This window comes from Blastococcus deserti (genome assembly GCF_042682525.1).
GTDB lineage: Bacteria > Actinomycetota > Actinomycetes > Mycobacteriales > Geodermatophilaceae > Blastococcus_B > Blastococcus_B deserti.
In genome coordinates, this window is the sequence record NZ_JBHUHP010000007.1 from 64181 (window position 1) to 83882 (window position 19702).

The following is a 19702-nucleotide window of genomic DNA, read 5'->3' on the forward strand; positions in this document are numbered from 1 at the left end:
TCATGCCTTCTCCAGCCACTCGGCGCGCTCGTCGGTGGCCAGCCGGGCGACCTCGGCGGCGAGCCCGGGGTGGTCGGCCAGCCCGCGCTCGGTGTCGAGGAGTGCGGTCGCCTCGGCTCGTGCGGCGGCGATGAGGTCCTCGTCCTCCAGCAGCGAGAGCATCCGCACGCCCGACCGCCGGCCGGACTGGGCGGCGCCGAGGATGTCGCCCTCACGGCGGGTCTCCAGGTCGAGCCGGGCGAGCTCGAACCCGTCGGAGGTCGCGGCGACCGCGGCCAGCCGCTGCCCGGTGGAGGAGGAGCTGGACGCATCGGTGACCAGCAGGCACAGGCCCGGGTGCTGGCCGCGGGCGACACGGCCGCGGAGCTGGTGCAACTGGCTGACACCGAAGCGGTCGGCGTCCATGACGACCATGACCGTGGCGTTGGGGACGTCCACCCCGACTTCCACCACGGTGGTGGCGACGAGGACGTCGATCTCCCGGGCCGCGAAGGCCCGCATCCGGGCGTCCTTCTCCTCCGGGGTGAGCCGGCCGTGGAGCACCTCGAGCCGGAGCCCCGCCAGCGGGCCGGCGCGCAGCAGCTCGGCCACGTCGAGGACGGCCAGTGGGGGCCGGCGGTCGCCGCGCGGGCCGTCGTCGGGGGCGCCGTCGGCGTCCTCGGGCTCGTCGTCGGAGCCGGCAGCGTCACTGGCATCGTCGCCGATCCGCGGGCAGACGACGTAGGCCTGACGGCCCGCGGCGACCTCCTCGCGCAGCCGTTCCCACGCCCGGTCCAGCCAGTTCCGCTTCTCGCTCACCGGCACCACCGAGCTGGCCACCCCGCCGCGGCCGCTCGGCAGCTGACGCAGCGTGGAGACCTCGAGGTCGCCGTAGACGGTCATGGCGACGGTGCGCGGGATGGGCGTCGCGGTCATCACCAGGACGTGCGGGGGACGGTTCCCCTTGGCGCGCAGCGCGTCCCGCTGCTCGACACCGAAGCGGTGCTGCTCGTCGACCACGACCAGCCCCAGGTCGGCGAACTCCACGCCCTCCTGCAGCAGCGCGTGCGTGCCGACGACGATGCCGGAGCGCCCGTCGGCGACGTCGGCGCGCGCGGCCCGCTTGGCCGCGGCCTTCAGGGAGCCGGTGAGCAGCGTGACGCGGGTGCCGGCGGGGTCGCCGTCGATCTCGCCGGCGCGGCCCAGCGGCCCGAGCAGCTCGCGGATGCCGCGGGCGTGCTGCGCGGCCAGCACCTCGGTGGGTGCCAGCAGCGCCGCCTGCCCACCGGCGTCGACCACCTGGGCCATGGCACGCAGCGCCACGACCGTCTTCCCGGAGCCCACCTCGCCCTGCAGCAGCCGGTGCATGGGCTGGTCGCGGTCGAGCTCGGCGGCCAGCTCCTCACCGACCGCCCGCTGCCCGTCGGTGAGCGCGAAGGGCAGGGCGGCGTCGACCGCGTCGAGGAGGCCGCCGGAGCGTCGGGGGCGGGCGGTGCCCGGCTCCAGGGCGGCGGCACGCCGGCGCGCGGCGAGGGTGAGCTGGAGGATGAGCGCCTCGTCCCACTTCAGCCGGTGGGACGCGTGCTCGACGTCCTCCATCGTGGTCGGGCGGTGGATGTCGAGCAGGGCGGCGGCCAGGGGCAGGATCCCGTGCCGGGTCCGCATCTCCTCGGGCAGCGGGTCCTCGACCAGGCCCGCGAGGTTGCCCTGGGGACCGAGCAGCAGCTTCAGCGACTTCTGGATGACCCAGCTCGAGACGTCCTTGCTCGCCGGATAGATCGGGATCAGCGCACGGGCCCAGTCGTCGTCGCCGCTGTCATTGTCGAGCAGGTGCATGTCCGGGTGGGCGAACTGCTTCTCGCCGCGGTATTCCCCGACCGTCCCGGCGAACATCCCCCAGGCGTTCACCTTGAGCGCGGCGTGCCGGTGGTTGAAGAAGACCAGCTTCATCCGGCCGCTGCCGTCGCCGACGACGACCTCGGTGAGGCTGCCCCTGCGGTTGCGCATCGGGCGGGTGGTGACGCTGCGGACCTGCGCCAGGACCGTGACGCGGTCGCCGACCTGGACGTCGGCGAGGTCGGCCTGCTCACCGCGGCGGGCGTAGCGGCGCGGGTAGTGCCGCAGCAGGTCGCGCACGGTGTGCAGGTTGAGCTGCTCGGCCATGCTCGTCGCCGTCTTCGGCCCGAGCACCCGGGACAGCGGGGTCTCGAGGGTCACCGCCATGACATCCCCCGCCCGCCCATCACTCGACCCCCACTTGGAGCGGGACGCCGCTCGGTCCGCCGGCGTACCGGCTCACCTCGATCGTGGGGTGGACGGTCGCGAGATGGCGGCAGACGGCGTCGCCGAGGATGTCGTCCGCGCCGACCACGAGGGTCGCCATCTCGGCCCCGGCCGAGAGCAGCCGGTCGAGGAGCTCGCAGGCGACCGAGGCCAGGTCGCGGCCGATGACCACCACGTCGCCCTCCGCCGATCCGAGGACGTCCCCCGGCCGGCAGCGCCCCGCCGAGGTCAGCGCCTCCTGATCGGCGACGGTCACCTCCGCCCACCGGGTGGCGGCCGCCGCCTCGGCCATCGCGATGACGTCGTCACCGAATCGGCGGGCGGGGTCGGAGACGGCGATCGCCGCCAGCCCCTGCACCGGGGACCGGGTCGGGACGACGCCGATCTCGCGTCCGGCCTCGCGCGCCCGGCCGGCGGCGCGCGCGGCGACCGGCAGCAGGCCGGCGTCGTTGGGGAGGATGACGACCTCGTGGGCGGTGGAGGAGATCACCTCCCGCAGCAGGTCCTCCTCCCCCACGCCGTCGGGCCCGCAGGTGACCACGCGCACGCCCTCGCCGGTGAACAGCGCGGCCAGGCCGTCGCTGGGGGCCACGGCCACGATCGCCCGCGTCCCGTGGACCGGTGCGCTGGGCTGGACGGGGGCCAGCGGGGTGACCGAGATCCGGTGCGGCCGGCCCGCCTCGATCCCGGCCTCGATGGCGGCCCCGACGTCGGCGACGTGCACGTGCACGTTCCACTCGCGCCCGGTCGGGGTGTCGACACCGACGACGACGAGGCTGTCGCCGAGGGCGGCGAGGCGTTCGTGCAGGCGGGCGACGGCCTCCTCGTCGGCGTCGGCCAGCAGGTACTGCACCTCGCTGCCGGGACCGGCCGGCGGCGGATGCGGCAGGTGCTCGCCGGAGTGCCGGTGGCCGTCGTCGCGGCGGGCGAGCGGCGGACGGGCCGGTTCCACACCGGTCACCGTCGTCACCAGTGCATCCAGGACCAGGCAGAGGCCGGCTCCGCCGGCGTCCACCACGCCGGCCTCGCGCAGGGCGGCCAGCTGCCCGGGAGTGGCCTCCAGCGCGACGCGGGCTCCGTCCGCGGCCGCCCGGACGACGTCGGCCAGCTCGGTCCGGCCCTGGTCGACCGCGGCGACGGCGGCCTCGCCGCCGGCCCGCGCCACGGTGAGGAAGGTGCCCTCCTCGGGGTCGGCCACCGCGCCGTAGGCGGCCTCCGAAGCCTTCTTGAGGGCGGCCGCGAAGGCGGGACCGTCGGCCGGCGGCTGGCCGGCGAGCTGATCGGCCAGCCCGCGCAGCAGCTCGGCGAGGATCGTCCCGGAGTTGCCCCGGGCGCCGAGCACCGCTCCGCGGGCGAGGACCGACCAGGCCGACTCGGTGGTGCGCTGCCCCTCGGCATCGAGCGCGGCCACCGCGGCCTGTGCCGTGAGCAGCAGGTTGGTGCCGGTGTCGCCGTCGGGCACGGGGAAGACGTTGAGGTCGTCCAGCCGGCCCCGGGACTCGGACAGGACCTCGACCGCGGTCCGGTACCACAGCCCGACCGCGCCGTCGTCCAGCGCCTGCACCACGGCCGGAGGGTACCCATGGGCGCCGACAGCACCGGTGATGCTGCCCGACGGGGTACCTGTTCCCCGGCGGTGCGAAGGGGCCTGGCGACATCATCGCCGGCGAACGGCTAGACTGCTGGACGGTCTTGTTGCGGGTGCGCCCTCGCCCCGCCGTCTGTGAACGATTCTCTGGGAGTGATCAACCGTGGCTGCCGTGTGCGATGTGTGTGGCAAGGGGCCCGGTTTCGGTATGTCGGTGTCGCACTCGCACCGCCGCACGCCGCGCCGTTGGAACCCGAACATCCAGTCCGTGCGGGCGCTGATCGCCCCCGGCAACCGTCGCCGGATCAACGCGTGCACCTCGTGCATCCGCGCCGGCAAGGTGGTGCGCGCCTGATCCAGGCGTGAACCCGCGTCAGGGAACCCCGGAGGTCACCGACTTCCGGGGTTCTTCGCGTTCGCACGAGCCCGGCGGTGTCGGCCCTCGGGTCACCGCGGTGAGCCGCGATGCCGAGCATCGCTTCGGCAAGCGTCCGGCCACGGAGATCCGGCTCGTGGCCGGGGTGGGCGTGGAGGGTGACGCCCATGCCGGGAAGACGGTGCAACACCGCTCGCGAGTCGCCGCCGATCCGACGCGGCCGAACCTGCGCCAGGTGCACCTGATTGCCGCGGAGCTGCTCACCGAGCTGGCGGCGGTCGGCTTCGACGTCGAGCCGGGCCAGCTGGGCGAGAACGTGACGACCCACGGCCTGGATCTGCTGGCTCTGCCGCGCGCGACCCGGCTACGGCTGGGAGCGCACGCGGTGGTCGAGGTGACGGGCCTGCGCAATCCGTGCCGTCAGATCGACGCCTTCCGCCCCGGGCTGCTGAGTGACTTGGTGGGCCGCGCCCCCGACGGCAGTGTCGTGCGCAGGGCCGGAGTCATGGCGGTGGTGCTCGCTGGCGGGACCGTCCGGCCCGCCGACCCGATCGCCGTGCGACTGCCGACAGGTCCTCACCAGGCACTCGCCCCGGTCTGACACACCCTCGCCCGCACCAGGGCAGCCATCCGCATCCACGGGGCCGGCGCGGGCATTCGTCAGCTCGGCAGGGTGGTGGGTCGTCGGCGGCGGGCAGACGAGCCCCGCGGCACGGGAGCCGCCCCGGCCGCGTGGCGGCGCCCGCCGCGTCAGCCCGCGCCGATCCCCCGCGCCCGGGCGGCGGTCACGACGAGCTCGACCACCGTCTGCACCGGCAGGGCCGTGCCGTCGACCACGAGGTGGTAGTGCCGTGGCGACGCCGGGTCGCACCGGTAGAAGTGCCGCACGTAGGCCTCCCGCGCCCGGTCGCTGGCCGCCATCTCGCGCCGCACCTCCTCGACGCTGCGACCCGACCGCTGCACCGCCGCCGCCAGGCGCCGGTCGGGCGGGCCGTCGAGCCGCACGTGCAGCACGTCGGACCGGTCCCGGAGGACCATCGCGCCGGCCCGGCCGAGCACCACTCCCCCTGCGCCGGAGGCGATCTCCGCGAGGACCCGCTCGGTCTGGTCCCGGTACGCCCGTGCGTCCGGCAGCGTGGTCGTCGGCAGCACTCCTCCCACGGGATCGGGCATGGTGCCGAGCGAGGCCACCAGCCGCCAGAGCCCGCGCACCACCGTCTCGTCGTTGGCCTCCGCCTCCGCGACCGGGACGCCCAGCCGCACCGCCACCTGTGCCGGGATGGCGCGGTCGTGGAAGGGCAACCCCAGCCGCTCCGCCACGGCCGGCGCGACCTCGGCTCCGGCGGCCCCGTAGGCCGCTGAGATCGTCACGACGCCCACGACGGCTCCTCCTCCCCGTCCCTCAGCGCCAGGGGCTTGCCCAGGAAGACGGCCTGGGGAGAGCACGCGTAGACCCCGTACCCGGGGACGGGCCGGTAGCCGAGCTCGGCGTAGAGCGCGAGCGCCTCGGGCTGCCGGCGGCCGGAGTTGAGCACGATCTCCGTGTGCCCGGCCGCTGCCGCGGACTCCTCGAGGGCGGCGACCACCACCTGGGCGATCCCACGTCGACGGAACCCGGGCGCCACGTAGACCCGCTTGACCTCCGCCTGCCCCGACGGCAGCGCCCGCCACGCGCCGCACCCCGCGGGGACGCCGTCCACCTCGGCGACCAGGAACAGCCCGCGGGGCGGCAGGAACTCGCGCGGATCCACCTCGGCGGCGTCCCGCCCGCCGTAGCGGCGGAGGTACTCCTGCTGCACCTGCTCGACGAGGTGCTGCGCCACCGGGTCGTCGTACGGCAAGGCTCGCAGGTCGGCCACCGTCCCGTCCCGGAGCACACCCCGGGCGACCGGCCGATCAGCCGAAGTGGACATGGCCCGCTCCTTCCGCACCGACCGCCCGGACCACGTCCGCCGCGGCCTGCCCGCCGACCAGCACCCCCGGCCGCCGCCCCTTGCGCACCTGGCCGATCGGCGTCCAGCCGACCGGGAGGCCCGCGCGCGGCGGGAAGGTCGCCACCAGGGCGTGGTCCTCGCCACCCGTGAGCACCCACGCCAGCGGATCGGTTCCCAGCGCCGAGCCCACCTGCTGGAGCGGGCCGGCCGGTTCCAGGCAGGCCCGCACGAGGGCTGCCCGGTCCAGGTCGACGACGACGCCGCTGGCGGTCGCGATGTGGCCGAGGTCGGCGAGCAGGCCGTCGCTGACGTCGCACATCGCCGTCGCTCCGGCCTCCGCCGCGCCCGGACCGGCCGCGTAGGGCGGCGTGGGACGGCGGTGGGCGGCCACCACCGCGTTCGGGCTGCTGAAGCCCCGCCGCAGCACGGCCAGCCCGCACGCCGACCAGCCCAGTCGCCCCGCCAGCGCCACGACGTCACCCGGACGCGCGCCGGACCGCAGCACCGGTGCCCGGCCGCCCAGGTCGCCGAGTGCGGTGACCGACAGGACGACCGACGCGCTGTCGGCCGCGGCGGCCACCAGGTCCCCGCCGACCACCGCCGCCCCGAGGGGGGCGCACTCAGCCGCCAGGCCCGCGGCCACACCCTCCAGCCACGACGTCTGGGTGGACGACGGGCACGCGAGGCCCACCAGCAGCGCCGTGGCCACGCCGCCCATCGCCGCGACGTCGGCCAGGTTGGCGGCCGCCGCCTTGTGGCCGACGTCCTCGGCCGACGACCAGTCGCGGCGGAAGTGCCGTCCCTCCACCAGGACGTCGGTCGTCGCGACCACCCGCCGGTCCGGGGTGCGCAGGACGGCCGCGTCGTCGCCGGGGCCGACCTGCGCCGCTCGCGCCGTGCCGGCCTGGGCGAGGACCCGGTCGATGACCCCGAACTCGCCGACCACCTTGACGGTGTCCGCGGGATCGCCGCGAGGGACGAGGGGGCGGGGGCGAGTCATCGGTCACCCTTCGTCGCTGGGGTAGGTTGCCGTTCTGACCGCCAGCCGGCGGGGACGACGAACCGGCAGTGCTGCCCGAGGAAGGATCTCCCGTGGTCCACGCCTACATCCTCATCCAGACCGAAGTCGGCAAGGCCGCCCAGGTGGCATCGACGATCGCCGAGATCGACGGGGTGACCAAGGCCGAGGATGTCACCGGCCCCTACGACGTCATCGTCCGGGCCGAGGCCGAGACGGTCGACGAGCTCGGCCGGCTGGTCGTGGCCCGGGTGCAGTCGGTCGACGGCATCACCCGCACGCTGACCTGCCCGGTCGTGAACCTCTGAGAGTCCCGGCACCCGAGTACGCCGCACCCGAGGTACCAGCCCTGACCGAGGACACCGCTCCACCCCGCACGACGCCCGAGGACCCGCTCCGCCGCATCGCGGTGATCGCGACGGCCGTCCTGGTCCCCGTGGTCGTCGCCGCGGTGGTCCTCGCCAACGTGCTCGGTGGCCCGGGCGACGCGACGGACCCCGACCACGCCGGGCACGGCCCGGCCGCGGTCGACGGCAGCACCCCCGCCGAGCGGGAGGACCTGCCCGTCCTCCCGGTCGACGTGCCCGCCATGACCCCGGAGGCCGAGGCCTCCTGCCCGGCGCTCATGGGCTCGCTGCCCTTCGAGCTCGCCGGCGAGACCTCCCGCCGAGTGCAGTCGGACACCCCGAACGCCTACGCGTGGGGCGATCCCCCCATCGTGCTGGTCTGCGGCGTCGACCGGCCCGCCGGCTACGTCGTCGGGGTCTCGGCCATGCAGATCAACGGCGTCCAGTGGTACGTCGACACCTCCGACCCCGGGTCGACCGTCTGGACGACGGTGGACCGCCCGGTCTACGTCGAGATCACGCTGCCCGCCGAGGTCGACAGCGCCCCGGTCACGGCGCTCACCCCCGAGATCGCCGCGGCCCTGCCCTACCGGGAGCCGCAGCCGGGACCGTGAGCGGGCCCGACCGGCTCAGCGCGGGGGCAGCCGGTCCAGCTGCTCGGCCAGGACGGCACGGACCTCCGCCTCCGCCGCGTCGACGGTCGGCCCGACCGCGGTGACCCCGACGCTGAACACCCCGTGGCCGCACCAGGCGAGGGCGGCCGGTCCCATCAGAGCGGCGGCCGGCCGGGGCTCCTCCACCGTGAGCAGGCGGCAGCCACCCGGCAGGTCGGGCGGGTGCTCGTCGAGCTCGCCGTCGTAGTGCTCGGCGTCGTTGCGGGCGAGGTCCTCGGCGTACGCGCCGGCCCCGGCCCGGGCGTCGAACTGGTCGACGAAGACCCCCGTCATGGACGTCGGGCCGTCGCCCCAGAACCGTTCCCAGCCGTACCGGTAGCCGTAGTCCTCCAGGACCTCGCGCTCCCGGGCCGGATCCGCGGCGTAGCCGGCGACGTCCTCGGCCCGCTTCGCGCCGGCGGGCGGGTGCACCTCGTCGTCCGGAAGTCGTGCCCGGCCCGACGGCACGTCGGTGACGATCAACGGCTCGAGCTCCTCGGCGGAGCCGGGCAGGGGCCCCACCGCTCCCGCGGTGGGCGTCCCGGCAACCGCACGGGTGCAGCCCGTCAGGGACAGCAGACCGGCCACGACGGCGAGCAGGACGGCGCCCCGGACCGGCCGGGGCCGCCGCCCGGAGGTCACCGACCGGCCCGGGAGCCGCCGTCCAGGGCCGACCGCACGAGCCGGTCCACCAGCTCCGGGTAGCTCACCCCGCTGGCCGCCCACATCCGGGGGAACATCGAGATCGGGGTGAACCCGGGCATCGTGTTCACCTCGTTGATGACCAGCCGGTCACGTCCGTCGGATCCGGTGCCGAGGAAGAAGTCGACCCGCGCCAGGCCGCGGCAGTCCAGTGCCTGGTACGCCCGCACCGACGCCTCCTGCACCGCCGCGGTCTGCTCCGCGGGGAGATCGGCGGGCACGTCGAAGTCGACCGAGTCGTCGAGGTACTTGGCCGCGAAGTCGTACCAGTCGACGCCGGGACGCAGCCGGATCTCCGCGGGGAGGCTGGCCTCCGGCACGCCGCCGCCGACGCCGGCGAGGACGCCGCACTCGATCTCCCGGCCGGGCACCGACGCCTCGACGACGACCTTGGGGTCGACGGCGGCGGCGGTGGCGACGGCCTCGGGGAACTGCGCCCAGTCGGTCACCTTCGTGATGCCGATGCTCGACCCCGCCCGCGACGGCTTGACGAACACGGGCAGGCCCAGCCGTTCCCGCGCCGCCTCGTCGAGGAGGTCGGGGTCGGGCCGGACGGCACCGGTGGCGTCACGGAGGACGACGTGGTCGCCCTGGGGCAGCCCGGCAGCCGCCAGCAGCTTCTTGGTGAACTCCTTGTCCATGGAGGCGGCGCTGGCGAACACCCCGGACCCGACGTAGGGCAGCCCCGCCATCTCGAGCAGGCCCTGGATGGTCCCGTCCTCGCCGTAGGCCCCGTGCAGGACCGGGAAGACGACGTCGACGCCGGTCAGCGCCGGCCCGATCGCCGCGCCCGGTTCGAGGAGCGCGAAGCCCCGCCCCGCCGGGTCGCCGACCAGGGCCACGGCCGTGCCGCCGGTGACCTCGGGCAGCTTCCCGTCGGTGATCGCCAGCGGCTGGTCCGGATCGGCGAGCACCCACCGCCCGTCGGACGTGATCCCGACGCGCACGATCTCGTAGCGGTCGGGGTCCAGGGCGGCGATCACGCTCCCGGCCGACACGCAGGAGATGGAGTGCTCGGCACTGCGGCCCCCGAACACGACCGCGATCCGCACCTTGCCGGCCGTCCCGCCCGCCGCTCTGCCCGACATCAGCCGCCCGCCATCTCGCTCATCACCGCGACCCTAGTGGAGCGGATGTGACAACCTCTTCGAGTGCACGACAACGCGGCGCCCCCGGCGGCCGGAGCGATCACGGGTCCGGCGGGCTCGGAGCCGGAGCCCGCTCCCTTCCCCCTGCGACTGCGCCTGGCCGGGGCCGCGGTCCACGTCTACACGGCCAGCGGTTCCGTCCTGGCCCTGCTGATCGTGCTCGCGGCCTTCGACGGCGACGCCGCCACCGCCCTGTGGCTGGGGCTGGCGACGCTGATCATCGACGGCACGGACGGGATGCTCGCCCGCCGGCTGCGGGTCAAGGAGACGATCCCCTGGTTCGACGGCGGCCGGATGGACGACATCGTCGACTACCTGACCTACGTCTTCGCGCCCATCGTGCTGCTGTGGACCACCGGCTACCTGCCCGACGGCCCCGTCGGCTGGGTGCTGGCGGCGATCCCGCTGCTGGCCTCCTGCTACCAGTTCTGCCGGGTCGACGCGAAGACCTCCGACCACTTCTTCCTGGGCTTCCCCAGCTACTGGAACATCGTGGCGTTCTACATCATCGTGCTCGACGTGGGGCACGTCGTCGTGGGCATCACCCTGGCGGTGTTCTCCGTCCTGGTCTTCGTGCCGGTCCGCTACGTGTACCCGTCCCGCACGCGGTTCCTGCAGGGGGTGACGCTGGCCCTCACGGCGGCCTGGCTGGTCGCCTACGCCGTCCTCGTGGCGCAGCTGCCCGATCCGCATCCCGCGGTCGTGGTGGCCTCGCTGGCCTACCTCGTCTACTACTGGGGCCTGAGCTTCTACCTGACGGCGCGCGGCGCGCACCGGCGGCGGCAGGCCGCCGCGTCAGAGGCAGGCCAGCGCGCCTGACAGGTCGGCCACCAGGTCGGCGGTGTCCTCGATGCCGCACGACAGCCGCACGAAGCCGGGAGGGACGGCGTCGCCGCCCCACTGGGCCCGCCGGTCGACGGTGCTGTGCACGCCCCCGAAGCTGGTCGCCGCGGTCCACAGCCGGGTGCCGGCCAGCAGCCGCGCCACGGCGTCCTCGTCGGCCAGCTCGGCGGAGACGACGCCGTGGGGCCGCAGCATCTGCCGGGCGGCCAGGGCGAAGGACGGGTCCTCCGGCCGCCACGGCCACCGCACCCCGGTGACGGCCGGGGTGGACGCGAGCAGGTCGGCCACGGCCGCCGCGTTCGCCGCCTGGCGGGCCAGCCTCAGGTCGAGGGTGCTCATCGAGCGGTGGCCGAGCCAGGCCTCGAACGGGCCCGGGGTGCTCCCGCTGTGGTTCCGCCAGCCCTGGAGGCGCCCGTGGAGGTCGTCGTCGGTGGTGCTGACGTGCCCGAGCAGCAGGTCGCTGTGCCCGGTGAGCGCCTTCGTGTCGCTGCCGACGGTCATGTCGGCGCCGAGCTCCAGCGGCCGCTGCCCGAGCGGCGTGGCGGTGGTGTTGTCGACGGCCACGAGGGCGCCGGAGGCCTTGGCCGCCCGCGCCACGGCGGCGATGTCGCAGACGTCGAGCTGCGGGTTGCTGGGGGTCTCCAGCAGGACCATGCGGACGCCGTCGAGCCCCCCGCCGGCCGCGAACTCCTCGATGCCGGGGGTGGGCACGTACTCGGCCTCGATCCCGAAGCGCGCCAGCTCGTGCGCCGCCAGCAACCGGGTCGTGTAGTACCCGTCGGAGGGCAGGACGATCCGGTCACCCGACCCGGCACAGGCCAGGACGGCGGCCGTGAGCGCGGCCATGCCCGTGGCGAAGGAGAGACAGCGGCCGCCGTCCAGCTCGCCCACGGCAGCCTCGAACTCGCGCAGGGTCGGGTGCTCGGTGCGGGCGTAGGCGTCGGCGCCGCCCGCTCGCGGCGGCAGGTCGGCCAGGTGGAACGGAGCGGCGAACACCGGCGACGGGCGCAGCGGCGCCCCCGCGACCGGAGGTCCCTCCCCCGCCCGGACCGACCGGGTCCCGTCCCCCCAGGACTCGCGGGTTCCCGTTCCTGGTTCGCTCGCGCGGGGCGCCCCGCTCCTCGCTCGTTCCTCGCTGCGAGGCTCACGCTCCTGTCCGCTCACTCCGGCTTCGCCTCCCGCGACATGATCTCCTTCACCATCTGCGCCGGCGCCTCGCCCTCGTGGCACACGCGCACGACCGCCTCGGTGAGTGGCACGTAGACGTCGTGCGCCCGCGCCAGGTCGAGCACCGAGCGGCAGCTCTTCACGCCCTCCGCCGTCTGCCGGGTGCTCTCCTGCACCTGGGCCACGGTCATGCCCCGGCCCAGCTTCTCGCCGAAGGTGCGGTTGCGGGACAGCGGTGAACTGCAGGTGGCGACCAGGTCGCCCATGCCGGCCAGCCCGGCGAAGGTGGTCAGCTCCCCGCCCAGCACCAGGCCGAGCCGCGCGGTCTCGGCCAGCCCGCGGGTGATCAGGGAGGCGCGGGTGTTGTCGCCGAAGCCCAGTCCCTCGGCGATCCCGCACGCCAGCGCGATGACGTTCTTCACCGCACCCCCGAGCTCGCAGCCGATGACGTCGGGGTTGGTGTAGGGCCGGAAGTACGGCGTGTGGCAGGCCGCCTGCAGCGCCTCGGCGCGCGCGGTGTCGGTGCAGGCGATCACCGTCGCGGCGGGCTGCTCCTCGGCGATCTCCCGGGCGAGGTTGGGGCCCGACAGCACCGCCACGCGGTCCGGCCCGGCACCGGTCACCTCGCAGATGACCTCGCTCATCCGCTTCGTCGTCCCCAGCTCGATGCCCTTCATCAGGGAGAGCAAGGTGGCGTCGGCAGGCAGCAGCGGCGCCCAGCCGGTCAGGTTGTCGCGCAGCGACTGCGACGGGACGGCGAGGACCACCACGTCGGCGTCCAGCAGCGCCTCCGCCGCGTCCGCGGTGGCGCGGACCGAGGCGGGCAGGCGGATGCCGGGCAGGTACTCGCGGTTCTCGCCGTCCTCGGCGATCGACTTGGCCAGTTCCGGCCGCCGGGCGTGCAGCATGACCTCGCAGCCGGCGTCGGCGAGGACCTTGGCGAAGGTCGTGCCCCACGAGCCGGCTCCGAGCACGGCGGCGCGCGTCATGCGGCACTCCCCGAGAGGTCGCCGGGCAGCTCGCGCCGCGGCCGCGGGTGGAAGGTCAGCGGCGCCGGGACCCCGCGCAGCTCGGCCAACTGGTCGCGCACCCGCCCCATGATCAGGTCGGTCGTCCCGCGCAGGAGCTCGGCACCGAGCGGACGGCCGGCCCGCACCTCCGCACGGAGCGCGGAGAGGTCGACGGGCTCCCCCACGAGGTACTCGGCCGGGGCGCGGAAGCGCAGGCGCAGCTTCTTGCGGTGGTAGTCGTGCACCTCCTGCGGCCCCCACTGCGCGACCGGCAGGACCACGGCCTCGGTGGTCAGCGCCAGCCGGGCGACCCCGGTGCGCGCCTGCATCGGCCACCAGTCGGGATCGCGCGTCACCGACCCCTCGGGGTAGATCACGACGACGTTGCCGGCGTCGAGATCGGCCTTCGCCGCCGCCAGCGCCTCGTGGGCGTCGGCGGAGAACCGGGCCACGGGGATCTGCCCCGCGCTGCGCAGCAGCGTGCCGGCGAACCCCTTGAAGACCGACTGCTTGGCCAGGAAGTGCGGGAGCCGGCCGTTGTCGAACACCAGCCGGGCGCAGGCCAGCGGATCCAGGATCGAGACGTGGTTGGCCACCAGCAGCACCGGCCCGGTCACCGGCAGCCGGTCGCCGTGCCGGTAGCGCAGCCGGAACATCAACGCGGACACGGGGTAGACGACCAGGATGGCCGCGACCATCCCGTAGGTCAGCCGGCCGCGGGTGCGCCACTTGGGTGGGCGGCGCGTGCCGGGCCGGTCCGCGACCGGCCGCCTCCCGATGTCCGCGCTGCCCGAGGACGTCCCCTCCGTCATCGGTCCACCTCCCCTCGTCCCGTGATCCTGCCCATGATCGACCCCGGCCACCTCGGGTGGGCGCACCGGGTCCCCCGGCCGCGTCGCGCGAGCCGCCCGATGTGCTGACATGGATCCGTGCCCAGCTGGTCGGTCGTCGTCCCCGCGAAGCGGCTGGACGTCGCCAAGACCCGGCTGCGGCCGCTCACCGCGGCCCGGGCCGACGCCGGGGCGGCCCACCAGGAGCTGGTGCTGGCGCTCCTGGCGGACACGGTCTCGGCGGCGCTCGCCTGCCCGGCCGTCGGCGCCGTCGTCGTCGTGACCGACGACCCGGCGGCGGCCGGCGTCGTCCGCCGGCTCGGTGCGCGCACCGTGGCCGACGAGCCCGACCGCGGCCTGAACCCGGCTCTGGAGCACGGGGCTCGTCAGGCCCCCGGAGCGGCGGTCGCCGCGCTCTCGTCCGACCTGCCTGCGCTGCGGCCCGAGGAGCTCGCCGCCGCACTGGCAGCGGCCGGGAGGGCGACACGCGCCTTCGTGGCCGACGCCCAGGGCACGGGGACGACGCTGCTGACCGCGGTGGGCACGGATCTGCAGCCCCGCTTCGGCCCCGGCTCGGCCGCGGCGCACCTCGCCGGCGGCGCCAGGGCGCTCCGCGGGGACTGGCCCGGGCTGGTCCGCGACGTGGACACCGAGGCGGACCTGCGCGCGGCGCTGCTGCTCGGGGCGGGGTCATGCACGACGGCTCTCGCGGTTCACCTGGGTGCGGCACGATGACCCCGTGCCCTCCGAGAGCCCTACCCGGCCCCGCCCCCTCCCGGCCGACCGCTTCCTGAACCGGGAGCTCTCCTGGCTGGACTTCAACGCCCGCGTCCTGGAGCTGGCCGAGGACGAGAGCCTGCCGCTGCTGGAGCGGGTGAAGTTCCTGGCGATCTTCGCGAGCAATCTCGACGAGTTCTACATGGTGCGCATCGCGGGCCTCAAGCGCCGCCAGTCCACGGGGCTCTCGGTCCGCTCGCCCGACGGCCTGACCATCCGTGAGCAGCTCGAACGGGTCACCCGGCGCACCCAGGACCTGGTCCACCGGCACGCCGACGTCTACAACAAGGACGTCCAACCGCAGCTGGAGGACGCCGGTATCCGGATCGTCCACTGGCCGGACCTGGAGGACGAGGACGCGCGCCGGCTGCGGGAGTACTTCCGGGACCAGGTCTTCCCCGTGCTCACCCCGCTGGCGGTGGACCCCGCGCACCCGTTCCCCTACATCAGCGGGCTGTCGCTCAACCTCGCGGTCTCGGTCCGCGATCCCGACAGCGGCGTGTCGCACTTCGCGCGGGTGAAGGTGCCCAACAACGTGCCGCGGTTCGTGGCGGTCGGCGCCGGCGACTCGAGGGCCACGTTCCTCCCGCTGGAGGACCTGATCGCCGCCCACCTCCCCCAGCTCTTCCCCGGGCTCGACGTCGTCTCCCACCACCTGTTCCGGGTCACCCGCAACGCCGACCTCGAGGTCGAGGAGGACCGCGACGAGGACCTCCTGCAGGCGCTGGAGCGGGAGCTGGCCAGGCGGCGGTTCGGTCCCGCCGTCCGGCTCGAGGTCACCGAGTCCATGGACCCGCAGATCCTGGAGGTGCTCCTCTCGGAGATGGAGATGCAGCCCCAGGACGTCCTGCACGTGCCCGGGCTGCTCGACCTGGCCTCGCTGTGGGCCCTCTACGACCTGGACCGCCCCGAGCTCAAGGACGATCCGTTCGTCCCCGCCACGCATCCCCGGCTGTCGGAGGGCGAGACGCCCAAGAGCGTCTTCGCCACCCTGCGGGAGGGCGACGTGCTGGTGCAGCACCCCTACTACTCCTTCGCCACGAGCGTGCAGCGGTTCATCGAGCAGGCCGCCGCCGATCCCAACGTGCTGGCGATCAAGCAGACGCTCTACCGCACCTCCGGCGACTCCCCGATCGTCAACGCGCTCATCGACGCGGCGGAGGCCGGCAAGCAGGTCGTCGTCCTGGTGGAGATCAAGGCGCGGTTCGACGAGGAGGCCAACATCACCTGGGCCCGGTCGCTGGAGCGCGCCGGGTGCCACGTCGTCTACGGCCTCGTCGGCCTGAAGACCCACTGCAAGACCGCCCTGGTGGTGCGGCGCGAGCACGGCGTGCTGCGCCGCTACTGCCACATCGGCACCGGCAACTACAACCCGAAGACCGCCCGCATCTACGAGGACCTCGGCATCCTCACCGCCGACCCGCGCGTGGGCGCGGACCTCACCGACCTGTTCAACACGCTGACCGGCTACTCGCGGCAGACCAACTACCGGATGCTCATGGTCGCCCCGCACGGCATCCGGACCGGCCTCGTCGAGAAGATCCGCCGCGAGGCCCGGCACGCCGCCGAGGGCCGGCCGTCCGGCATCCGGATCAAGGTCAACTCGCTCGTCGACGAGCGGATCATCGACGCGCTGTACGAGGCCTCCGCGGCCGGCGTGCCGGTGGAGCTGCTGGTCCGCGGCATCTGCGCGCTGCGCCCCGGCGTCCCGGGGCTGTCCGAGACGATCAGGGCCCGCTCGATCGTGGGCCGGTTCCTGGAGCACTCCCGGGTCATGGCCTTCACCAACGGCGGCGAGGACGAGTGGTGGATCGGCAGCTCCGACCTGATGCACCGCAACCTCGACCGCCGGGTCGAGGTGCTGCTGCGGGTGTGCGACGACACCGCCGGCCGGGAGCTCGCCCGCATGTTCGACGAGGCGATGGCCCCCGAGGTCCGCAGCTGGCAGCTCGGCGGCGACGGCGCCTGGACCCGCACCGGCGACGTCGACTACCAGGCCGAGCGTCTGGCGGAGGTGGGTGAGCACGCTGGCTGACCGGCCGGCGCTCGTGCGGGCCGCCGGGTGCGCGCTCTGGCGACCCGGTGACGCCGGAACCGTGGAGACGGCGGTCGTGCACCGGCCGAAGTACGACGACTGGTCGCTGCCGAAGGGCAAGCCCGACCGCGGCGAGCACCTGCTCGAGACGGCGCACCGCGAGGTCGTGGAGGAGACCGGCCTCGACGTGGTGCTGGGACGGCGCAGCGTCCGGACCTGCTACGAGGTGCGGGGCGCCGACGGGCGCCCGGCGCCCAAGGAGGTCGACTACTGGACCGCCCGGTGGACCGGGGGCGGGTTCGCGCCCAACGACGAGGTCGACGAGCTGCGCTGGCTGCCGGTCGCGGACGCGTCCGCGCTGTGCAGCCATGACCACGACCGCGCCGTCCTGGCCGACCTGGCTCGGACCGACGTCCCCCGCATGCCGGCCCTGATCCTCGTGCGGCACGGGCATGCCGGCCACCGCGGGGACTGGGACGGACCCGACGACCTGCGGCCGCTCGACGAGCGCGGGTGGCGCGAGGCCCGGCGGCTGGCCCAGGTGCTGCCCCTCTTCGGTCCGGTCGCGGTGGCGTCGGCCGAACGAACCCGGTGCCGCCAGACCGTCGAGCCGCTGGCCGACGCCCTCGGCACGGACGTGCAGAGCCTCCCGGAACTCGGCGAGGAGGAGTTCGCCGCCGATCCGCAGGCCGGGCTGGCCGTGGTCGAGCGGCTGCTGACCCCCCGGGTCGAGCCGGGCGTGACCGTCGTGTGCAGCCAGGGCGGAGCGATCCCGTCGGTGCTGCTCAGCCTGGGCGTGCGGTGGGAGGGAGTGGCGGGGCGGCTGTACCCGCCGGCGGCCAAGGGCAGCGTGTGGGTGCTCGGCGGCCGGCCGGGCCGGCTGAGCGCGGACTACTACCGCGACCTCGAACCCGACCCGGCCGCGCGCGACGCCGAGCTCAGCTGACCGGCAGCGTCCTGGGCAGCCAGGCCGGGCGGGCCGCCTCGAAGGCCTCGATGTCGGGCAGCTGCCGCTCGGTCAGCCCCACGTCGTCGAGACCCTCGAGCAGCCGCCAGCGGGTGTAGTCGTCGATCTCGAACGGCACGGTCACGTCGCCGTACGACACCTGCTTCGCCTGCAGATCGACGGTCACCGGGGTGGCCGGGTCGGTCTCGATCGCGGTCCACAGGGCTTCCACGTCCGGCTGCGGGAGGACGACGGTCAGCAAGCCGGCCTTGGTCGAGTTGTTCTTGAAGATGTCGGCGAACCGGGAGCTGATGACCACCCGGAAGCCGCCGTCCATCAGGGCCCAGACCGCGTGCTCGCGCGAGGAGCCGGTACCGAAGTCGGGCCCGGCGACGAGGATCGACGCGTCCGCGTACTGGGGCTGGTTGAGCACGAAGTCCGGCTCGTTCCTCCGCCAGGCGACGAACAGCCCGTCCTCGAACCCGGTCCGGGTGATCCGCTTCAGGTACTCGGCCGGGATGATCTGGTCGGTGTCGACGGCGCTGCGCCGCAGCGGCGCGGCGGTACCGGTGTGGGTGGTGAAGGCATCCATCGGAAGGGCTCCAGTCTCAGACGCCGGCCGGCTGGGCAGGCTGGAGGTCGGCGGGGGCGGTCAGGTGCCCGGTCAGCGCGGTGGCTGCGGCGACCGACGGCGACACCAGGTGGGTGCGCCCGCCCTTGCCCTGCCGGCCCTGGAAGTTGCGGTTGCTCGTGGACGCCGAGCGCTCCCCCGGCTTGAGCTGGTCGGGGTTCATGCCCAGGCACATGGAGCAGCCCGCGCCGCGCCACTCCGCGCCTGCCTCGACGAACACCCGGTCGAGCCCCTCGGCCTCCGCCTGCAGCTTCACGCCGACCGAACCCGGGACGACGAGCATCCGGGTGTCGGGGTCGATGTGCTTGCCGCGCAGCAGTTCGGCGGCGATGCGCAGGTCCTCGATGCGGCCGTTGGTGCAGGAGCCCAGGAAGACGGTGTCGACCTTGATGTCGCGCAGCGGCGTGCCCGGCTCGAGGCCCATGTAGGCCAGCGCCTGCTCCGCTGCCCGGCGCTCGTTGTCGTCGGCGAACTCGGCCGGGTCCGGCACCCGCTCGGTGATGGGCAGGCCCTGACCGGGGTTGGTCCCCCAGGTGACGAACGGGCTGAGCTCGGCGGCGTCGAGGACCACCTCGGTGTCGAAGACGGCCCCCTCGTCGGTCCGCAGCGTCGACCAGTACTCGACGGCGGCGTCCCAGTCGGCCCCCTGCGGGGCGTGCGGGCGGCCCTGCAGGAACTGGAAGGTGGTCCGGTCCGGTGCGATGAGGCCCGCCTTGGCGCCCGCCTCGATCGACATGTTGCAGATGGTCATCCGGGCCTCCATCGACAGCGCCTCGATCGCGCTGCCGCGGTACTCGATGACGTGGCCCGCGGCGCCGTTGGTCCCGATCTTGGCGATGACGGCCAGGATGACGTCCTTCGCCGACACGCCCTCCGGCAGCTCGCCGTCCACGGTGACGGCCATCTGCTTCGGGCGGTACTGCGGCAGGGTCTGGGTCGCCAGCACGTGCTCGACCTCGCTGGTGCCGATGCCGAAGGCCAGCGCGCCGAACGCGCCGTGGGTGGAGGTGTGGCTGTCGCCGCAGACGATGGTCATGCCGGGCTGGGTCAGGCCCAGCTGCGGACCGATGACGTGCACGATGCCCTGGTCCCGGTCGCCCATCGGCGCCAGCCGGATGCCGAATTCGGCGGCGTTCTTGCGCAGCGCCTCGACCTGCGCGCGGCTGACCGGGTCGGCGATCGGCTTGAGGATGTCCAGCGTCGGGACGTTGTGGTCCTCGGTCGCCATCGTGAGGTCGGGACGGCGGACGGTGCGCCCCGCGGCACGGAGGCCGTCGAACGCCTGCGGGCTCGTCACCTCGTGCACGAGGTGCAGGTCGATGTAGAGCAGGTCGGGCTCGCCGGCGCTGCTGCGCACCACGTGGGCGTCGTAGACCTTCTCCGCCAGGGTCTTGGGCACGGTTCGTCCTCTCACGGGGGCATCCGTCGGTGATCG

Annotated in this window: 20 protein-coding genes; 8 read left to right on the plus strand and 12 right to left on the minus strand. The window is 74.5% G+C overall.

From position 1 onward, the window contains the following. Both recG and ACFSHS_RS07070 read right to left on the minus strand, forming a co-directional pair. A complete protein-coding gene (gene recG, locus ACFSHS_RS07065; RefSeq protein WP_376873517.1) occupies window positions 1-2202 on the minus strand; it encodes an ATP-dependent DNA helicase RecG in 2202 nt (733 codons plus the stop codon). Window positions 2203-2221: 19 nt separating this feature from the next. Then, window positions 2222-3829 carry a DAK2 domain-containing protein gene (locus tag ACFSHS_RS07070; RefSeq protein WP_376873519.1) on the minus strand — a complete coding sequence of 536 codons (1608 nt, stop codon included), beginning with the start codon at window positions 3827-3829 and terminating at the stop codon, window positions 2222-2224. A gap of 193 nt (window positions 3830-4022) precedes the next feature. Between ACFSHS_RS07070 and rpmB the strand changes: the two genes are divergently transcribed. Together rpmB and ACFSHS_RS07080 are read left to right on the plus strand one after the other, a co-directional pair. Beyond that, window positions 4023-4205, plus strand: coding sequence for a 50S ribosomal protein L28 (rpmB, locus tag ACFSHS_RS07075; protein ID WP_425427062.1), 183 nt, complete (start codon window positions 4023-4025; stop codon window positions 4203-4205). A gap of 100 nt (window positions 4206-4305) precedes the next feature. Beyond that, window positions 4306-4827 (plus strand): MOSC domain-containing protein, encoded by a 522-nt coding sequence (locus ACFSHS_RS07080; protein ID WP_376873522.1) that lies wholly within the window; start codon window positions 4306-4308, stop codon window positions 4825-4827. A gap of 149 nt (window positions 4828-4976) precedes the next feature. Here ACFSHS_RS07080 and ACFSHS_RS07085 read toward each other — a convergent pair whose 3' ends face one another. Genes ACFSHS_RS07085 through ACFSHS_RS07095 form a run of 3 tightly spaced genes read right to left on the minus strand, consistent with a single transcriptional unit; the run spans window position 4977 to window position 7160 of the window. Next, window positions 4977-5606 carry a cytidylate kinase-like family protein gene (locus ACFSHS_RS07085; RefSeq protein ID WP_376873524.1) on the minus strand — a complete coding sequence of 210 codons (630 nt, stop codon included), beginning with the start codon at window positions 5604-5606 and terminating at the stop codon, window positions 4977-4979. After that, a complete protein-coding gene (locus ACFSHS_RS07090) occupies window positions 5594-6139 on the minus strand; it encodes a GNAT family N-acetyltransferase (protein WP_376873526.1) in 546 nt (181 codons plus the stop codon). The genes ACFSHS_RS07085 and ACFSHS_RS07090 overlap by 13 nt, the downstream gene beginning before the upstream one ends. Next, entirely contained in the window at window positions 6123-7160 is a 1038-nt protein-coding gene (locus ACFSHS_RS07095; RefSeq protein ID WP_376873528.1) for a thiamine-phosphate kinase, read from the minus strand. The genes ACFSHS_RS07090 and ACFSHS_RS07095 overlap by 17 nt, the downstream gene beginning before the upstream one ends. Window positions 7161-7252: 92 nt before the next feature. On the opposite strand from ACFSHS_RS07095, the gene ACFSHS_RS07100 reads away from it, so the two are divergent. Together ACFSHS_RS07100 and ACFSHS_RS07105 are read left to right on the plus strand one after the other, a co-directional pair. Then, window positions 7253-7486 carry an Lrp/AsnC family transcriptional regulator gene (locus ACFSHS_RS07100; protein WP_376873530.1) on the plus strand — a complete coding sequence of 78 codons (234 nt, stop codon included), beginning with the start codon at window positions 7253-7255 and terminating at the stop codon, window positions 7484-7486. A gap of 101 nt (window positions 7487-7587) precedes the next feature. Further along, the gene (locus ACFSHS_RS07105; protein WP_376873532.1) at window positions 7588-8139 is read left to right on the plus strand and encodes a DUF3515 domain-containing protein; all 552 of its coding nucleotides are present in this window, start codon (window positions 7588-7590) and stop codon (window positions 8137-8139) included. Between the two features lie 15 nt (window positions 8140-8154). Here the strand turns inward: ACFSHS_RS07105 and ACFSHS_RS07110 are convergent, their stop codons facing one another. Then, window positions 8155-8820: a hypothetical protein gene (locus ACFSHS_RS07110; protein ID WP_376873534.1), complete on the minus strand. Its 666-nt coding sequence runs from the start codon at window positions 8818-8820 to the stop codon at window positions 8155-8157. After that, window positions 8817-9968, minus strand: a complete 1152-nt coding sequence (locus ACFSHS_RS07115) for a D-alanine--D-alanine ligase family protein (protein ID WP_376873536.1) — start codon at window positions 9966-9968, stop codon at window positions 8817-8819. The genes ACFSHS_RS07110 and ACFSHS_RS07115 overlap by 4 nt, the downstream gene beginning before the upstream one ends. A 63-nt stretch (window positions 9969-10031) precedes the next feature. On the opposite strand from ACFSHS_RS07115, the gene ACFSHS_RS07120 reads away from it, so the two are divergent. Then, window positions 10032-10847, plus strand: a complete 816-nt coding sequence (locus ACFSHS_RS07120) for a CDP-alcohol phosphatidyltransferase family protein (RefSeq protein ID WP_376873538.1) — start codon at window positions 10032-10034, stop codon at window positions 10845-10847. On the opposite strand, the gene ACFSHS_RS07125 is transcribed toward ACFSHS_RS07120, so the two are convergent. From ACFSHS_RS07125 to ACFSHS_RS07135, 3 genes are read right to left on the minus strand one after another with little or no spacing between them, the layout of a single operon-like run. Further along, window positions 10824-12101, minus strand: coding sequence for a cystathionine gamma-lyase (locus ACFSHS_RS07125; protein ID WP_376873540.1), 1278 nt, complete (start codon window positions 12099-12101; stop codon window positions 10824-10826). The two genes, ACFSHS_RS07120 and ACFSHS_RS07125, sit on opposite strands and share 24 nt — an antisense overlap. Next, on the minus strand, window positions 12032-13027 hold the full coding sequence (locus ACFSHS_RS07130; protein ID WP_376873542.1) for an NAD(P)H-dependent glycerol-3-phosphate dehydrogenase: 996 nt from the start codon (window positions 13025-13027) through the stop codon (window positions 12032-12034). Before ACFSHS_RS07130 ends, ACFSHS_RS07125 begins: the two co-directional genes overlap by 70 nt. Further along, window positions 13024-13860 carry a lysophospholipid acyltransferase family protein gene (locus ACFSHS_RS07135; protein ID WP_376873544.1) on the minus strand — a complete coding sequence of 279 codons (837 nt, stop codon included), beginning with the start codon at window positions 13858-13860 and terminating at the stop codon, window positions 13024-13026. Before ACFSHS_RS07135 ends, ACFSHS_RS07130 begins: the two co-directional genes overlap by 4 nt. A 117-nt stretch (window positions 13861-13977) precedes the next feature. Here ACFSHS_RS07135 and cofC point away from each other — a divergent pair, with 117 nt between their 5' ends. From cofC to ACFSHS_RS07150, 3 genes are read left to right on the plus strand one after another with little or no spacing between them, the layout of a single operon-like run. Further along, window positions 13978-14613, plus strand: a complete 636-nt coding sequence (cofC, locus tag ACFSHS_RS07140; protein WP_376873546.1) for a 2-phospho-L-lactate guanylyltransferase — start codon at window positions 13978-13980, stop codon at window positions 14611-14613. 4 nt (window positions 14614-14617) lie between these two features. After that, window positions 14618-16690, plus strand: a complete 2073-nt coding sequence (locus ACFSHS_RS07145; RefSeq protein WP_376873548.1) for an RNA degradosome polyphosphate kinase — start codon at window positions 14618-14620, stop codon at window positions 16688-16690. Beyond that, window positions 16674-17636 (plus strand): NUDIX hydrolase, encoded by a 963-nt coding sequence (locus ACFSHS_RS07150; RefSeq protein WP_376873550.1) that lies wholly within the window; start codon window positions 16674-16676, stop codon window positions 17634-17636. Before ACFSHS_RS07145 ends, ACFSHS_RS07150 begins: the two co-directional genes overlap by 17 nt. Here the strand turns inward: ACFSHS_RS07150 and leuD are convergent. Beyond that, window positions 17629-18228: a 3-isopropylmalate dehydratase small subunit gene (leuD, locus tag ACFSHS_RS07155; RefSeq protein WP_376873552.1), complete on the minus strand. Its 600-nt coding sequence runs from the start codon at window positions 18226-18228 to the stop codon at window positions 17629-17631. The two genes, ACFSHS_RS07150 and leuD, sit on opposite strands and share 8 nt — an antisense overlap. 16 nt (window positions 18229-18244) lie before the next feature. After that, on the minus strand, window positions 18245-19666 hold the full coding sequence (gene leuC / locus ACFSHS_RS07160) for a 3-isopropylmalate dehydratase large subunit (protein ID WP_376873554.1): 1422 nt from the start codon (window positions 19664-19666) through the stop codon (window positions 18245-18247). Between the last annotated feature and the right edge of the window lie 36 nt (window positions 19667-19702).

Excerpts from the sequence above, each read along its gene's own strand:
- recG (WP_376873517.1), bottom strand. The coding sequence starts at position 2,202 with ATGGCGGTGACCCTCGAGACCCCGCTGTCCCGGGTGCTCGGGCCGAAG.
- ACFSHS_RS07090 (WP_376873526.1), bottom strand. The coding sequence starts at position 6,139 with ATGTCCACTTCGGCTGATCGGCCGGTCGCCCGGGGTGTGCTCCGGGAC.
- ACFSHS_RS07095 (WP_376873528.1), bottom strand. The coding sequence starts at position 7,160 with ATGACTCGCCCCCGCCCCCTCGTCCCTCGCGGCGATCCCGCGGACACC.
- ACFSHS_RS07115 (WP_376873536.1), bottom strand. The coding sequence starts at position 9,968 with ATGTCGGGCAGAGCGGCGGGCGGGACGGCCGGCAAGGTGCGGATCGCG.
- ACFSHS_RS07130 (WP_376873542.1), bottom strand. The coding sequence starts at position 13,027 with ATGACGCGCGCCGCCGTGCTCGGAGCCGGCTCGTGGGGCACGACCTTC.
- ACFSHS_RS07135 (WP_376873544.1), bottom strand. The coding sequence starts at position 13,860 with ATGACGGAGGGGACGTCCTCGGGCAGCGCGGACATCGGGAGGCGGCCG.
- leuD (WP_376873552.1), bottom strand. The coding sequence starts at position 18,228 with ATGGATGCCTTCACCACCCACACCGGTACCGCCGCGCCGCTGCGGCGC.